Raw genomic sequence first — 16,586 nt, 5'->3', positions numbered from 1 at the left:
CTCATCAGATACGCATAAAACCACACTTTATTTGAAAGCGAACGATGTCCGAGCATGTAGAAATTCAAAATAAGCAATATCCAGTAGTCCAGGCAGAAGACGAGGGCATTCATTTGCTCGACGTGTGTGCTGCCTTGGTACGTCAGCGCAAGCTCATCGTCATTTTCCCACTGGTGACTGGTGCATTGGCACTGACAGCCAGCTTGCTGATGACTCCGAAGTATGTCAGTACGGCTGTTATCATGCCACCGCAGCAGCAGAGTTCTACTGTTTCCGCAATGTTGGGGCAATTGGGCGGTTTAGCGAGCGCCGCAGGCAGTATCGCCGGCCTGAAAAATCCCAACGATTTATATGTGGGCATGCTGCAGAGCCGGACAATTGCAGATAATTTGATCGAACGATACAAGTTGAAAGAACGCTTCAACAAAGAATCTCTGGATGATACGCGCGACAAGTTGGCGAATGTGCGCAGCATATCTAACGGTAAAGATGGCTTGATTGGTATTTCTGTCGAAGACAGGGACCCAAAGTTTGCTGCTGATTTGGCGAATGCCTATGTGACAGAGCTGGCTGCGCTGACCAAGAACTTGGCAATCACGGAAGCTGCCAGACGCCGGGTTTTTTTTGAGAAGCAATTGAAGGCTGCCAAAGAGGAGTTAGCGAACGCCGAAGTTGCTATGCGGAAAATGCAAGAAACGACAGGCATGCTTCAATTGGAAGGGCAGGTGAAGGGACTTATTGCCAATGAAGCCCAGCTCCAAGGTACCATCGCAGCCAAAACAGTCCAATTGCAGGCCATGCGCAGTTTTGCGACCGCCAGCAACCCCGAATATATGCGCTTGCAGGAAGAGATGCGCGGGCTGCAGGGCCAGTTGGAAAAGTTGCAAAGTGGCCAAGGCAGGAGTGGTGATGTCATGATTCCTAGCGGGAAGCTTCCTGAGGTTGGCGTCGAGTATGTTCGCACATTAAGGGATGTTAAATATTATGAGACCATTTTTGAACTGCTGGCAAAACAGTATGAGTTGGCAAAAATTGATGAGGCCAAGGATTCTTCCATGATCCAGCAACTGGATTTGGCAGTGCCTGCTCAGGAAAAAATCAAGCCGAAACCTCTGCTTCTCACCTTGGCCGGCCTTATTGGCGGAGGGATATTGGCAATCTTCATCGCGATTTTACGCGATGCCTATGTGTCATCTAAGCACAATGCCAAGAATAATATTCGCTGGGCCGCGGTATCAAACGCTTGGAAAAATAATTAAACAAATGCCATGGCATGATGCCATTTAAACTGAAATAGCCTGGCATTTTAAGAAATTACAAATAAAATATTGATTACTTATGGCAGCTGCATCATTACGTAAATTGTTTTTAAAGAATGCCGTTGCAAATGTAATTGGTGGAATAGGTACGACATTATTCAATTTATTGCTGCCGGCACTTGTCGTTCGCCATTTGGGAAAATTGGAATTTTCACTTTGGAGTTTATCGCTGCAAATATTGATATATATGCAGCTCTTTGGTTTTGGGTTGCAAACCGCAATGACAAAATTCATTGCGCATGGAAATGAAATATCGGATTTGAGTGATCAGCGGAAAACCATAAAAGCTGGCTTGGTGTTGGTGTCATTTTTCAGTTTTTTTGCGGTTTTTGCAGTCGTGGTGCTTGCAGTATTTTATCCATTATTTTTCAAGAATATTCCTGAGGACTTGGTTGGTGAATTCAGAACTTGTATAGCCATACTAGGTATGTCGGCGGCGTTTCAGTTATTTGCGTTGGTCCCATCAGGCATGTTTATTGGATTGCATCGAAATATAGTGCCGGTCAGCGGACTGCTGCTGACTAGAATGTCAAGTTTATTCTTTATTTGGCTGGTATTGAGTAATGGTGGAACGCTTCTCGAAATTTCTGTCGTATTGGCATTATGCGGAGTCATGATATTACCGATCAGCTATTTCTATGCGAAGAAATGGGGCGGAGAGATTGTAAAAAATTTAGGGGCCATTGATTGGACCAGGTGCAAGGAATTATTTTATTATTGTTCTAGTTTGGCGGTGTGGAGTGTTGCAATGCTGTTTGTCAATGGCGTTGACTTGGTGATAGTCGGACATTATGACTTTGAAAAAGTGGCATCTTATTCGCTGGCAATAACTGCCATATCCATTCTGGTGGGTGTAATGCAGGCGGTCCTGAGCCCTTTGGTTGCAATTGGATCGGCTTCGTTTGCCAAAACAGACAAGCAAGTACGCTTGCCAAAGTTATTGGCGATATCGAGTGCTGGCTGCGCCATATTTCTTGTTTTTGTAATCGCACTTTTCTTCTTCTTTGGAAAAGTTCTTCTGTCCTTATGGGTAGATGTAAGCTATGTCGATGACGTTTATGTATTGCTTTCTATAATGTTATTCGCCCATGCGATAAGAAGTTTGTTGAGTCCATATTCACTTTTGCTGCTTTCTATTGCCGAACATAAAAAAGCATTCATGCCGGCCATTATAGAGGGCGTTGTTAATTTGTCCTTCAGTTTAATGCTTGCTCCATTATATGGTGTCATCGGAGTAGTATATGGGACATTAATTGGTGCAATTGCAGGAGTGGTTAGTGCGCTGATTTTTGTTGTGGATAAAACAAAAATATTATCTATTTCAAGATTGTATTTCTTTAATAGGGTAATATTTTTCCCGGCGGTAACGTTGGGCGTGTTATTTTGGCTTTGCCAAAGTTGAGGGCATTAGTCATGAATTTTATAAAATTAATTATTAAGGCTGTATTGTTTAGGCCGAAAGTTGCAAGTTTGGGTGCGGGGAGTTATGTTTATCTTCCCCGTAGATTAATAAATAAAGAATTGATTGAAATTGGTCGGAATTGCCGGATCGGTAAAGGTGTAGTGCTGGAGCCCATAACGATTAATGGCCAACAAAGATTTTCTCCTAAAATATTTTTTGGTAACGATGTTTATGTAGGTCGATACTGTCAAATGTATAGCATTGACTCCATACGCATTGAGGATGGATGTGTACTAAGTGAGTATGTCTATCTGTCAGATTCTGCGCATGGGTTTAATCCGGATGCCGGCTTGATCATGCAGCAAGATTTGGAATCGAAAGGCCCTATTCATATTGGAGAAAATACATTCATCGGATATGGCGTCTCGATCATGCCTGGTGTATCACTTGGCAGGAACTGCATTGTAGGAACGAGATCGGTCGTCACTCGGTCTTTTCCAGATTTTTCGATGATTGCAGGTAGTCCGGCAAAAATAATTAAAAAATACTGCCAAGAAAAAAAAGAATGGGTTTCTATTTGATATTTTTCTTTCCTGTAAAATGATTTGATTTTTAGGTGGGAAACCATTGTTTATGCTGCTGTCACTTGGACTTGGCGCAGATGAATGTATTGCGTCTGTAAATGATTGATGTAACATTTTTCACCGCAGGATGAAAAATTAAGAAATGCCTCGCCGTATTTTTAATTATATAAAAATGCAAGGGGGATTTGAAATGTATTTAACAAATAGTATACGGAAATATTATGAAGATTTTGATCACTGGTGGTGCTGGTTTTATCGGGTCCAACTTGGCATTGCACTTGAAAAGCATGGGGCATGAAATAACAATTTTGGATATATTGTCTCCCCAGATTCATGGCGATAATCCATCTGAAACCTCGCCTTTGTATCGCAGCATTAAGGACACTACTAATTTTGTTTTAGGGTCGGTGACCGATGTCGCCGCATGGAAAGCTGTTCTTCCAGGCCAAGACGCCATTGTGCATTTGGCAGCAGAGACAGGTACTGGCCAGTCCATGTATGAAATCAAACGTTATGTCGACGTCAATATTGGCGGTACCGGCATCATGCTTGATCTGCTGGCCAATGGGAAATATCAGGTCAAAAAAGTAGTGGTTGCATCTTCGCGTTCTATTTATGGTGAAGGAAAATATCATTCGGAAGCGTTGGGCATCATCTATCCAGGCACCCGCAAGGATGCAGACATGCAGGCCGGTCGCTTCGAGCCATTGTGCCCACAGACGGGTGCGCCTTTGACGTTGCTCGCAACAGATGAAGACTCGAAAATCCATCCATCGTCGGTATATGGCATTACCAAGCAAAACCAGGAGCAGATGGTAATGACGGTATGCAGCTCGCTGGGCATAGGCGCAACCGCATTGCGCTACCAGAATGTTTACGGCCCGGGCCAGTCGTTGAGCAATCCTTACACGGGCATCTTGTCGATCTTTTCGACGCGTATTAAGAACGGCAATGGACTGAGCATCTTCGAAGATGGCAAGGAAAGTCGCGATTTCGTGTTTATCGACGATATCGTTGCAGCCACGACTTTGGCACTGACTAAAGAAGAGGCCAATGGCGAAGTGTTCGGTATCGGCGCCGGCGTTGCAACCGATGTGCTGACCGTGGCTCAGACGCTGGTTCAGCATTATGGTATCGACGTACCGATCAAGGTCACAGGCGCGTACCGCCTTGGTGATATCCGCCACAACTATGCCGACCTGTCCAAATCGAATCGTCTGCTGGGCTTCCTGCCTAAAGTGAGTTTCAATGAAGGTATTGCCCGTTTTACCGCTTGGGTTAACGAACAAGCAATACAGGTCGATGCTTACGAGGCAAGTATTGCCGAAATGAAACAACGCGGATTGTACAAATGATGGCCAAGGTTGGCCTGGTAACGGTACTGTTCAATAGTGCACCGGTCTTGCCTGGGTTTTTTGAAAGTCTGTCCAAGCAAGATTTTAGCGATTATTGGCTGTTCATTATAGACAATAGCATTGATGAGCTTTCTTACGCGGCGGCGGAAGAAGGCATTGCAAAATATGGTATCAAGAATGTTACCTTGATACGCAATCCCAGCAATGTTGGCGTCGCAACTGGCAACAATCAGGGTATCAAACTCTCGCTGGACATGGGCTGTGAATATGTATTGTTATTAAATAATGATATTGAGTTCAAGGATGCCGGCTTGTTGAACAAGATGCTGACGCTGGCAGACCAGCGTCAGCAGAAGCTGATGGTGCCCAAGATATATTTCTTTGACTCAGGAAAAATCTGGTGTGCCGGCGGCAAGATCAATCCCTGGACTGGAACCACCTTGCATACAGGCGAGGGAGACGTGGATCAGGGACAGTACGATGTTGCTGGCTACACGAATTATGCGCCAACCTGTTTCATGTTGATTCACCGTTCCGTCTTCGATACGATCGGCGTGATGGATGATAAATATTTTGTTTACCACGACGATACTGATTTTGTGTGGCGTTCTAATCTGGCGAATTTCAGGATTTATTACTGGCCTGAAGGCGAAATATGGCACAAGGTTAGCAGTAGCACCGGTGGTTCCACATCGGCTTTCTCAATTTATTACGGAGAAAGAAATCGAATTTATTTTATTAGGAAGAATTTCGGCGCCTTGGCGAAATTGGTAGCTTTTTCTTACTATTTTTCGACTCGCCCATTAAAATGGAAATTGTTTTCAAATAAATTAAGAGGATCTTTTTTCAAGGGTGTTTTTGATGGTTTGAAAATGTAATATCACATTTTTTGTATCAGGTAAAGAGGCAGGGTTTGTCAAAAATAATTTTCTTGTTGGCCTTTTTCTCGGTATTCCAAGGTATGGTATTGCCTGGGACCGAGCAATTCGGTGTGTCGCCATTTTTGCTGGTGCAAATTCTGCTCTTTTCCTATGTTATCTGTTACTGGGGAAAATACGATTTCATTATTCCTGAAAAATGGACTAGTTTTTCTTTTTGGTTTTCTGCATTTGCTCTCATATCAATCGTTTCTGCTTTTATTCTGCCGATGGTATTCTCCGGAATGCGGGTTTACACGCCCAAAGGTGGGGTAGATGAGCAATATATGTCGCCGGGTATTCTTGTACCGTCGGCCTCTAATCTTGCCCAAGCAGTATATTTGCTTCTGTATTGGGTAAGTATACTTTTCTTTGTAATGCGCAAAGATCGGAAGTTGTTGGATGCTACCTCCAAAGCGTACCTCATGTCAGGTATCGTTGTTTGTTTTTTTTCATATTATCAATTGATAAGTATATTGTTTGGGATATATTATCCTACAGAATATTTATTGAATAATGCCACGTTTGGTATTGCCGCTGATACAAATTTTTCTTTTTTGCCACGGATTAATTCGACTTTTACCGAACCTTCATTTTATGCCATGTTTATGGCTAGTTTTGTTGTCTGGACATATATTCAATTCATCAATTCGGAAAGAGGTATAATGTCCCGTAATTGGCTGGTATTGCTGATTGCATCGCTATTTTCACTACTTATTTCAGCATCTAGCACTGGTTTTGTTGCACTTACATTATTTTTTGTCATGCATACCTTTTTCGCTATTTTTCATCGCACAGGTGGCGAAAAGGGCAGAAAAATAATATTAACCGTATCTTTGTTTTTTTCGGCCATAGCATTCCTATATTTCTTTATTCCTGGTGTGGATGTTATTCTGAATACCGTAATTTTTGATAAAGGTTCTTCTGATTCCTCATTGCATCGTCTTGCATCTGATCGTTATGCGCTTACCGTACTAAGTGAAACAAATTTCTTGGGAGCTGGCTTGGGGAGTAATCGTCCCTCCAGTTTTGTTGCTTTCCTGTTGTCGAATGTCGGAGTGCTTGGAACTTTCTGTATCCTGATTGCAGCGGGACTATTGCTTTTGCATAGCCTGCGAGAGTCTAAGCGGAGGGGGGGAGAGAAGCGTGACTTGATCGCCTGTGAAGCATCAGGTTGGGCACTTTTGGCAATGCTCATTGCTAAAATATTGGGCGGACCCGACTTGAGTTTCCCACCTATGTGGATACTAGTAGGTTATTTTATTTTATCGATCAGGCAGATCGAAATTAAAAATAAACTGTCTGCGCTTAAAAAATGATGTCAGAATATTTTTCTGATTTTTCAATGATACGGAATGAAAATATCTGTATCCTGTAGAAGTATTGTTTATTTAAATAAAATGAGTTCATTGAAAAAAAATGTTCCACTGCACCGGAATAATTTTGACTTACTACGTTTGATATTTGCAAGTATGGTGGTATTTTTTCATATCGCTATTCTGACCCAGGTGCCAAGTTTTACATGGATGACGCAGCATATCTCTTCTCTATTTGCCGTGCAGGCATTTTTCATCGTCAGTGGCTATCTGGTGACAATGAGCTATGAAAAATCACGCTCATTGTGCGATTACTGGAAGAAGAGGATACTACGCATTGCACCTGCGTATGTCTTTGTCGTGGTTGGTGCAGCGGTGTTATTATCCTTTCTTTCGACGTTATCCTTCGAGGAATATTTTTCTAGCAAAGATTTTTGGCGATATATTGCATTCAATTTGGTATTGGCGAATTTTAATGCCCCGAGTTTACCTGGTGTGTTTTTAGGTCAGTATGAATCTGCTGTGAACGTCTCTTTATGGACGATTAAGATTGAAGTTTTATTTTATGCCGTTGTTCCAGCAATTGTCTGGGCTGTACGAAAATGGGGATATAATAAAGTTCTCGGCTTAGTGTTCTTCTTTTCTTTGGCTTGGAAGATTGGTTTTTTACTCCAAGGAACAGCTACCGGTACGGAGTTTTATTTCAAGATGGCGAAACAATTGCCGGGTCAACTCTGTTTCTTTGCCGGTGGTGCCTGGTGTTTTTATAAAACGCGCGAAGGTTTTCGCCCCCCCGCATGGATGGCGCTTGCCGGCGTTCTGTTGTATTACATTCCAGATGGGTGGCTATTCGAAGTACTTTCACCTATAGCGGTGACAATGTTAGTAAGTTGGGCGGCTATTTCAATGCCTCACCTTGGAAATATTGGAAAACATGGTGACTTTTCTTTTGGTATTTATCTGTTTCATGCTCCTATCGCTCAAGTCTTCATTAGCCTCGGCCTTTTCTCTGTCTATCCAGTACGTGCCATGATTGCCTCCATTCTATGCATTGTATTTTTGGCACTTTTTTCCTGGAATTATATCGAGCAACCATTTCTACGTCATCGCAAGCAGATACCAAACCCAGCTCTGGCTTAAAAGTATTTGCTGTCGTGGAATGTAAGTTCAGAAAAATTTAAATCGGTGTTGACATGATTGGCCCACCGATATTGGTATATAAGAGATGGTAATGTCAGAAAAAAGTCCAAGTTGTTTAATAATCGCACCTGATTTCTTTGGTTATGCCAAGGAAATTCAGGCCTGTCTCACTCGTCGTGGCGTTTCATCCGTATGGTTTGACGATCGTCCTGCTACAGACACGTTGACCAAGGCGTTGATCCGGATTTCACCACGATTGCAAAGGGGTAAGGCGGAGCGCTATTTCGATGACGTGATACGCCAGGCGCAGCAGCATCCGATCACCGAGGTCTTGGTCATCAAGGGCCAGGCGCTTTCCTGCGAGGCGATACAAAGGATGAAAGCCGCATTTCCACAAGCGCGTTTCACTTTGTATTTTTGGGACAGCTACAAAAATATGTCAGCTGACAGCCGGAACAAAGTACAGTTCTTTGATCGGGCCTTCACTTTCGACCCCGTCGATGCGGGAAATGATCCCCGCCTGGAATACCGGCCGTTGTTCTATCTTGATGAATATGCGCGACTGCCAGCCGTGGAGAAAGATATCGATCTGTTCTTCTTTGGCACTGTACACTCGGACCGCTACAAGGTTCTGTCCCAGCTGGAACGCGCTTTGCCAGCTGGTGTTCGGGTAAAGAAGATTCTGTACTTTAACTCGCGTCTGGTGTATTGGGCGCGGCGCTTGTTCGATCCATCCTTTTGGGGAGCGACGGAATCCGAGTTTGTTTTCAAACCAGTGGCCAAGGCTGAGTTGCGTGCGCTGCTGGCTCGCTCACGCGCCGTCATCGATATCGAACGTCCCATCCAGTCCGGCTTGACCATGCGTACGCTGGAGACTGTTGGCGCGCACAAGAAGCTGGTGACTACCAATCCGTTTGCGCAACGCTCGGACATTTACCGGCCCAGCAACGTGCTGGTCATTGATCGTACGGGCATGAAGGTGCCCAAGGAGTTTTTCGATACGGACTTTGAGCCGTTGGGCGCAATACTGGAACAAAAATATAGCCTGGACGGCTGGCTTGATGAAGTCTTACCTTCGTCGTGCATCGTAGTAACACAACGTGGCGATGCCGCGTCTGCTGCTTGAATTTAGAATTGGCCGGACTACATGATCTTTATTAATGCACGTTTTCTCACGCAATCGATTACCGGGGTACAACGCTATGCCCTGGAAATAAGCCGCATACTGAAAAAAATCGATCCGTCGATCCGCTTCGTGGCACCGCAAAATATCAAGCATCCAGAACTGGCCAAGGAGTTGGGCGTGGAAGTGATTGGCCGGCTGACTGGCCACTTGTGGGAGCAGATCGAGCTACCACGTTTCTTGAAAAGCAATGGCTCGCCGCTGCTGTTGTCACTGGCAACCACGGCTCCGATTTTCTATGCACGCAAGATTGTTACCGTGCATGATCTGGCATTCATCCATTTTCCCGATGCTGTGTCATGGAAATTTCGCCTGTATTATAATTTTCTGATTCCGCGCGTGCTGCGTTCTTCCCTGCACGTAACCACGGTCAGTAATTTCAGCAAGAATGATATTTGCAGCACTTATCGGATCAAACCAGGCCACTTGACTGTTGTCTATAATGCTTCTTCATCCATATTTCATGCCGAGAATGCGGCTCTGGCCAAGGAAAAGGCCATTATCGCGGTTGGTTCCATCCAGCCCTATAAGAATATAGAAACGCTGGTCAAGGCATTCGATCTGTTCAAGCAGCGAGGCGGTTCGGATTATGTGCTGAAGCTGATTGGCGGCTGGAACAAGAGCGTCTTCAAAGCAACTACATTGGCGCAAATGCTGGAAGGACGCAGCGACGTCCAGTTGACCGGTTATGTTGCAGATGCTGATCTATTCAAAATGTATGGTTCCGCCACCTGCTATGTCTTTCCTTCTCGTTTCGAGGGTTTTGGTATCCCGCCGCTGGAAGCCATGGCATGTGCCTGTCCGGTCATCGCATCGACTGCGGCCAGTATTCCCGAGGTATGTCTGGACGCGGCGCTGTACTGCGATCCTGACAGCGCCGATGACATGGCAGAGAAGATGTTGCAATTGGTTAATGATAAAGCGTTGCAGGAGGAGTTGGTCAAGAAAGGGGCTGAGAATATCAAGCGCTTCAGCTGGGAGAAATCTGGCCAGGCGATGTTTGAAATAATTAAGAAATACCAATAACAGCGCCGCGTCTTTACCATTGAGAAGCATTTCAACGGCTTGGCAAGCCAGCTCCTTGCCAGCCTATGCATTTTTTTACCTTAACGGCAATACTCCCATCCGGCTTTCAATATGCCTGCCGTGACTATTCGCATTGCCATGGCATGCATACGAAAATCGTGGTCTTACCTGCCGCCAGCAATAAGCTTGGTAAATTTCGGAAAAACGACTTTAAGCAGGAAAAACAGGCAAATACAGATAGCGACAGTTGCCGTGACCGACATGAAATAAATTGCCAGTATTTTTTCAGCATGTTGTGGTTGCAGTATTTTGTACGCTATTTTTCTGATGACCGTCAGTAATGGTTCGTGCGCTGCAAAAACGAAAAAGCTGGCAGATCCCAACACTACCAAAGCATTTTTCAATGCAGTCATCTTTGCAATTTCCTTGGTCAGGTAAATAAATGCCGGGATACCGAACATGATACCGATCTTGTGAAAATAGCGATAAACATGGGTATCCGGAAATGCGCTGTTTGTTACGACAATGACGATATACAGGGGGAATATCCATTTTGCCTTTTTATCCAGCAAGAACAGGCTTTGCCGCTTGATGCCGAAGTAAGCACCCAGAATGAAGAAGAACGCTGACTCTGAAGCGTTTCCACCAAAATTGACAAACCAGACTGTCAGGAGGGTTGTCAATGATATGGCAGGAATTTTTTTCAATAACTGACTGATTAATGGTGCCAATAAAACCAGAATCATCAGGTCACGGATGAACCAGAATTGATAAGATGCCGGAAAACGGTTGATTCCAAAAATCGCGTTAATATAATCAAAAATTCCATAGTCACTTATCAGTGTCATTTTTCCGGAAAAAAATGATTCGGTTTTTGGATAGGATTGTGCCGCAGCAAATAAAAGCAGAACCAGAACGTTCCAGAACAAGAACGGTATTAGCAATGTACGGACACGCGACTGTATTTTGTTTTTATACTGATCAGTTGACCATTCTGCGCCGGAAAAAAACAGATAACCAGACATCAGGAAAAACAATGGTACGGCGCAGCGGGCCAGTTCCTGTGAAATCAGCGTTTGTACAAACTCATTGATGTGGCTCGCTCCTGCGGCCGAGGGATTCGTGGCCAGCGTGTACGCATGGATAAAAACCACGCCAACGATCAGGGGGAAGCGCAGCAACTGTAGCCGCAGGGAATCTTCATTTTTCAACATGTTTTTGCCAGAAGAGTGCAAACCGATATTTTAATTGCTAAATTATTAATTTTATGATGAAAAAATGGCCGTCATATGAGTGACGGCCATTGGTGTTGCTTAGCCCATGCAAAGTTTTAAGGCATCCTGCCATTGCGGCAAGCCGCAGAATCTGTCGATCAAGCGCTGCGACGACAGCACGGAATTTGTCGGTCGTTTGGCTGGCACCGGGTAATCCTGCGCCAATATCGGTTTGAGCCTTGGTTTCGTCGTCACCGAGGGATCCGCCATGATGGCTTCGGTGAAGCCAAACCAGGTGGTGCTGCCCTGCGCCGTCAAATGATACAGGCCAGCACGCTCTTCCCACCATGCCTGCTGATCTGTCGCCGCCAGGCTTTGCGCCACGATATGCGCAGTGGTGTCTGCAATGGTGCGGCTCCATGTTGGCGCGCCGTATTGATCGGAAACGATGCCCAGCTCTTCACGTTCTTGCGCCAGGCGGCGCATGGTCAGCAAGAAATTCTTGCCGTGCGTGCTATAGACCCAGCTGGTGCGCAGGATCAAATGAGGGATGCCGGCCGCCTGGATGGCTTGTTCGCCAGCCAGTTTACTGCTGCCGTAGACATTGACCGGGCAGGTCGGATCGGTTTCGACATACGCGCCATCCTTGCTACCATCAAAAACGTAGTCGGTGCTGTAATGGATCATTGCAGCGCCCAGTTTCTTGGCTTCTTCGGCCATGACACCGGGTGCTTCGCCATTGATGCGCAAGGCCAGTTCCGGCTCGCTTTCGGCCTTGTCGACCGCTGTATAAGCTGCCGGGTTGACGATCAGGGTCGGCTTGACGCGGCGGATGACATCGCGCACCTGGTCCAGGTCAGCAAGATTCATTTGACTGCGGTCAACGGCGATGATTTCGCCCAAGCCCTGCAGGCTGCGTTCCAGTTCGTAGCCGACCTGGCCGGTTTTTCCTGTGATTAAAATGCGGCTCATGAGGTAGATTGATTCCAGTTGGACAGATTGGTCGATAAGGATCAGGCGAAGACGTCGGCGTTCGCCAGCAGCGTGCCCACTTTGTCTTTACCAGACAGCAGTGGTTCGCCATCCAGAGGCCAGTCGATGCCGATCGCCGGATCATTCCACAGGATGCTGCGCTCAAACTCCGGTGCCCAGTAGTCTGTTGTCTTGTAGAGAAACTCGGCATGGTCGCTAGTCACCACGAAGCCATGCGCAAACCCTTCGGGAACCCACAGTTGGCGCTTATTCGCGGCCGACAAGGTAACGCCGACCCACTGGCCGAAAGTTGCGGAGCTTTTGCGCAAATCGACGGCAACGTCGAACACTTCGCCAGCGGTGACGCGCACGAGTTTTCCTTGCGCTTGCTGGATCTGGTAGTGCAGGCCGCGCAACACACCCTTTGCCGACTTGGAATGGTTGTCCTGCACGAAATCGCGCGTGACGCCAGTCAGCTCGGCGAAGCGCTTTTGATTAAAGCTTTCATAGAAAAAACCGCGATCATCGCCAAATACGGTTGGTTCGATGATCAGAACATCAGGTATTGCTGTCGTTTGAATTTGCATGGTATGAAATGAGCCGTTCAGGCTTTAGTATATTTTTTCTTCGAGGAGACGCAGCAGATACTGGCCATAGGCGTTTTTTTTCAATGGCTGCGCCAGTTGCTCCAGCTTGGCTGCATCAATATACCCCTTGCGGTAGGCGATTTCTTCTGGGCAGGCGACCTTCAAGCCTTGTCGGTTTTCAATAGTCGCGATAAATTGTCCTGCCTCCAGCAACGATTCATGTGTACCGGTATCAAGCCAGGCCATGCCACGTCCCATCAATTCCACATTGAGTTCACCGCGCTCCAGATAAACCCGATTCACATCGGTGATTTCCAGTTCGCCGCGTGCTGAGGGCGCGATACCTGCGGCAATTCCACACACTTGACTATCGTAGAAGTACAGGCCCGTGACGGCGTAGTTCGATTTTGGTTTGAGTGGTTTTTCCTCGATGCTGACAGCACGGCGCTGGTCATCGAAATCGACCACGCCATAGCGTTCCGGATCGTGTACGTGATAGGCGAACACGGTCGAGCCGCTGGTGCGTGCCGAGGCTTCGCGTAACTGCGATTCAAAGTCGTGACCGTAATAGATGTTGTCACCCAGAATCAGGGCCGATGGTGCATCGCCGACAAACTCTTTGCCAATAATGAAGGCCTGTGCCAGGCCATCCGGGCTGGGCTGAACGGCATAGGTCAGGCTGATACCCCACTGGCTGCCATCGCCCAGCAACTCCTGGAAGCGCGGTGTATCTTGTGGGGTGGAAATGATCAGGATGTCGCGTATGCCTGCCAGCATCAGGGTGGTCAGCGGATAGTAAATCATCGGCTTGTCATACACGGGCAGCAGCTGCTTCGATACGGCCATGGTGACGGGGTACAGGCGCGTGCCGGAACCGCCAGCGAGGATGATGCCCTTGCGTTCGATGGTGGTTGCCATTATTGCGGCTCCTGGGCCGTGTCGCGCGCCGCGTAGTTTTTCTCCACCCACTTCAGGTAGTCGCCCGACTGGACATCGCGTACCCAGGCCTGGTTGTCCAGGTACCACTGGACGGTCTTGCGGATGCCGGTGGCGAAGGTTTCGGCCGGCTTCCAGCCCAGTTCGCGCTCGATCTTGCGTGCATCGATGGCGTAGCGGCGGTCATGGCCTGGACGATCCTGTACATAGGTGATTTGTTCGCGATAGCTGCCGGATGTCTTCGGGTCGAGCGTGTCGAGGATATCGCACAGGGTGTGCACGACTTCCAGGTTGGCCATTTCATTCCAGCCGCCCACATTGTAGACCTCGCCCAGGCGTCCCGCCTCGAGCACGCGGCGAATCGCCGAGCAATGGTCGCCCACGTACAGCCAGTCGCGCACTTGCATGCCATCGCCATAGATAGGCAAGGCTTTGCCGGCACGGGCATTGCTGATGATGAGCGGAATCAGTTTTTCCGGGAAATGGAAGGAGCCATAGTTGTTCGAGCAGTTGGTGGTGAGTACCGGCATGCCGTAGGTATGGAAATAGGCGCGCACCAGATGATCGGACGCCGCTTTCGATGCCGAGTAGGGGCTGTTGGGCGCATATGGCGTTGTTTCCGTGAATGGCGGGTCATTCGGTCCCAGGGTGCCATACACCTCGTCGGTCGAGACGTGCAGGAAGCGGAAGCCATCCTTGGCTTCGCCTGTCAGGCAAGACCAGTAAGCGCGCGCCGCTTCGAGCAGGCTGAAAGTACCGTTGACGTTGGTCGAAATGAATTCGCCGGGGCTATGGATGGATCGATCGACATGGCTCTCTGCGGCAAAATGCACGATGGCGCGTGGCTGGTGTTCTGCCAGCAGGCGGGAGATGTGGGCGGCGTCGCAAATATCGCCGCGTACAAAGATATGCCGGGGGTCTTGCTCCAGGCTTGCCAGATTGCTGAGATTGCCAGCGTAGGTCAGTTTGTCAAAATTGATCACGGGCTCATCGTTGAGCGCCAGCCAGTCGCGTACAAAATTGGAACCGATGAAGCCGGCGCCGCCAGTCACTAAAATCATGCTGCTATCCTTTTTTCTGGAACATTGCCACAATGCCCCCTCGACAAATTGTCTTGAGCGCGAGGGCAATTAAATATTCTTAAATGCAACTACTAACTTAATAACATTACTAATATGCGCCATCTTTCTTGAAAATGACTTTAACCGTTTTTAGCAGGATGACAATGTCATTGAATAAAGACCAGTTTTTGACATACCATGCATCCAGATAAACGCGCGTATCGTAGCTGACGTCGTTCCTGCCGCTGACTTGCCATAGGCCCGTGACACCGGGTTTCGCTTCCAGGTAATAGTCTACCTGGGGGCCATAACGTTCCAGCTCCGCATCGACAACCGGACGCGGCCCGACCAGGCTCATTTCGCCTTTCAGCACATTCCATAGTTGCGGCAATTCATCAAGGCTGGTCCGGCGCAGGAAGTGGCCGATCGAGGTGATGCGCGGGTCGTTCTTCAGTTTGAAATCACGGTCCCATTCGGCACGAGCTTCAGGGTCGCGCTCCAGTAGCTCCTTGAGCAAGACGTCGGCGTCCACGGCCATGGTGCGGAACTTGTAACAGAGAAAATGCTTGCCATTCTGGCCCACGCGTTTGTGGCCGTAGAAGATGGGACGGCCCGATGCCATGACCTTGGCCGCGATCCACAGCAAGATGGGGGCGCCGATGATCAGCACGCAGATCGAGGCCGCCAGATCAAAGCAGCGTTTAATCAGTTGCAAGCCTGGCCGCGCCAGGTTGTTGCGCATGGTCAGCAGCAAGACTTCATGTGTAAAGAAATGGTTCACCTCCATACCGTACAGGGGCAAGCCGCGTACGGCAGGTACCACTTGCATATTGGCAACGCAACGGCTGACTTGCTGGATCATGCCCTGATAGGCATCGATACCGCCTTGCTCCAGGGCGACAACCGTATGCGGGTTGCCCAGCAGCTTGAGCGTTTGTTCCGGGTTCTCGCCCAGATGAATGCAGGGAACAGCTTGCTTGCTGCGGTTGACATAATGATGTTCCAGGCGGTCTTGACCTTCCGGGATCAGGAACGCAATCAGGCGATAGCCCATCAAGGCTTCCTCATCGAAGGCGCGCGCTGTTTGCAAGGCATTGTCGCCCCATCCGATGATGACCATGGGGCGTATCCAGCCGCCCGCTTTCATCAGCAAGTATTTGACCAGGCCGCGCAGCAGCAAGACACAGCATGGCACCAGCAGCCAGGTGGCCAACAGTGCCTCGCGCGAGGACTCGCGCTTGTCGAGGAAGACCAGGGCCGCGTCAATCAAGCCCATGACCATGGAAACCTTCAGGAGTTCCTTGATTTCATTCGAGTACGGACGGCGTTTGGCATGATGGCCCTTCAGCTTGAAGATCGCCAGGGTTACCACGGATAGCAGGCTGTAACTGAGCAGGCGCGAGCTATCCAGTCCGAAGCTGTTCAAGTCGCTGTCATTGAGGGTCCACTTGCCAGCAAACCAGAATGCCATGAACATGGCAACGGCATCGGCAAAGGTGAGAAAATATTTCTCTGCCCTACTGCTGCAATACCATTTCACTTCTTGTACAAAGATGCCTTCGATTGGTTTCATG

15 protein-coding genes are annotated in these 16,586 nt (G+C 47.9%); 9 read left to right on the top strand and 6 right to left on the bottom strand.

Annotated features, from left to right (window positions below):
- The first annotated feature begins 44 nt into the window (after positions 1-44).
- The 9 genes from CSQ91_RS18650 to CSQ91_RS18615 all read left to right on the top strand — a co-directional run bounded on the left by CSQ91_RS18650 (position 45) and on the right by CSQ91_RS18615 (position 10,242).
- The gene (locus CSQ91_RS18650) at positions 45-1,259 is read left to right on the top strand and encodes a GumC family protein (protein ID WP_099389200.1); all 1,215 of its coding nucleotides are present in this window, start codon (positions 45-47) and stop codon (positions 1,257-1,259) included.
- 79 nt (positions 1,260-1,338) lie between these two features.
- Positions 1,339-2,721, top strand: a complete 1,383-nt coding sequence (locus CSQ91_RS18645; protein ID WP_099389199.1) for a polysaccharide biosynthesis C-terminal domain-containing protein — start codon at positions 1,339-1,341, stop codon at positions 2,719-2,721.
- 11 nt (positions 2,722-2,732) lie between these two features.
- Positions 2,733-3,302, top strand: a complete 570-nt coding sequence (locus CSQ91_RS18640) for an acyltransferase (protein ID WP_099389198.1) — start codon at positions 2,733-2,735, stop codon at positions 3,300-3,302.
- A 224-nt stretch (positions 3,303-3,526) separates the two neighbouring features.
- Positions 3,527-4,660, top strand: a complete 1,134-nt coding sequence (locus CSQ91_RS18635) for an NAD-dependent epimerase/dehydratase family protein (protein ID WP_099389197.1) — start codon at positions 3,527-3,529, stop codon at positions 4,658-4,660.
- A complete protein-coding gene (locus CSQ91_RS18630) occupies positions 4,657-5,538 on the top strand; it encodes a glycosyltransferase family 2 protein (RefSeq protein WP_099389196.1) in 882 nt (293 codons plus the stop codon). The genes CSQ91_RS18635 and CSQ91_RS18630 overlap by 4 nt, the downstream gene beginning before the upstream one ends.
- A gap of 35 nt (positions 5,539-5,573) precedes the next feature.
- Positions 5,574-6,896, top strand: coding sequence for a hypothetical protein (locus CSQ91_RS28745; protein WP_143451057.1), 1,323 nt, complete (start codon positions 5,574-5,576; stop codon positions 6,894-6,896).
- A 36-nt stretch (positions 6,897-6,932) separates the two neighbouring features.
- Positions 6,933-8,033 (top strand): acyltransferase family protein, encoded by a 1,101-nt coding sequence (locus tag CSQ91_RS18625; RefSeq protein WP_099389195.1) that lies wholly within the window; start codon positions 6,933-6,935, stop codon positions 8,031-8,033.
- Between the two features lie 91 nt (positions 8,034-8,124).
- Entirely contained in the window at positions 8,125-9,159 is a 1,035-nt protein-coding gene (locus CSQ91_RS18620) for a hypothetical protein (protein WP_143451056.1), read from the top strand.
- A gap of 21 nt (positions 9,160-9,180) precedes the next feature.
- Positions 9,181-10,242, top strand: coding sequence for a glycosyltransferase family 4 protein (locus CSQ91_RS18615; protein ID WP_099389193.1), 1,062 nt, complete (start codon positions 9,181-9,183; stop codon positions 10,240-10,242).
- Between the two features lie 164 nt (positions 10,243-10,406).
- Here the strand turns inward: CSQ91_RS18615 and CSQ91_RS18610 are convergent, their stop codons facing one another.
- The 6 genes from CSQ91_RS18610 to wbaP all read right to left on the bottom strand — a co-directional run bounded on the left by CSQ91_RS18610 (position 10,407) and on the right by wbaP (position 16,585).
- Positions 10,407-11,456, bottom strand: coding sequence for an acyltransferase family protein (locus tag CSQ91_RS18610; protein WP_099389192.1), 1,050 nt, complete (start codon positions 11,454-11,456; stop codon positions 10,407-10,409).
- Positions 11,457-11,555: 99 nt separating this feature from the next.
- Positions 11,556-12,428, bottom strand: coding sequence for a dTDP-4-dehydrorhamnose reductase (gene rfbD, locus CSQ91_RS18605; protein ID WP_099389191.1), 873 nt, complete (start codon positions 12,426-12,428; stop codon positions 11,556-11,558).
- Between the two features lie 41 nt (positions 12,429-12,469).
- Positions 12,470-13,015: a dTDP-4-dehydrorhamnose 3,5-epimerase gene (gene rfbC / locus CSQ91_RS18600; protein WP_099389190.1), complete on the bottom strand. Its 546-nt coding sequence runs from the start codon at positions 13,013-13,015 to the stop codon at positions 12,470-12,472.
- Between the two features lie 24 nt (positions 13,016-13,039).
- On the bottom strand, positions 13,040-13,933 hold the full coding sequence (gene rfbA, locus CSQ91_RS18595; protein ID WP_070254698.1) for a glucose-1-phosphate thymidylyltransferase RfbA: 894 nt from the start codon (positions 13,931-13,933) through the stop codon (positions 13,040-13,042).
- Entirely contained in the window at positions 13,933-15,012 is a 1,080-nt protein-coding gene (gene rfbB, locus CSQ91_RS18590; RefSeq protein WP_099389189.1) for a dTDP-glucose 4,6-dehydratase, read from the bottom strand. The genes rfbA and rfbB overlap by 1 nt, the downstream gene beginning before the upstream one ends.
- 109 nt (positions 15,013-15,121) lie before the next feature.
- Positions 15,122-16,585: an undecaprenyl-phosphate galactose phosphotransferase WbaP gene (gene wbaP, locus CSQ91_RS18585; RefSeq protein WP_099389188.1), complete on the bottom strand. Its 1,464-nt coding sequence runs from the start codon at positions 16,583-16,585 to the stop codon at positions 15,122-15,124.
- Position 16,586 lies beyond the last annotated feature (1 nt).

Origin of the sequence: Janthinobacterium sp. BJB301 (genome assembly GCF_002735685.1) — a bacterium.
Classification (GTDB): Bacteria; Pseudomonadota; Gammaproteobacteria; order Burkholderiales; family Burkholderiaceae_D; genus Janthinobacterium; species Janthinobacterium lividum.
This window is presented reverse-complemented; position numbering and strand designations above follow the sequence as displayed.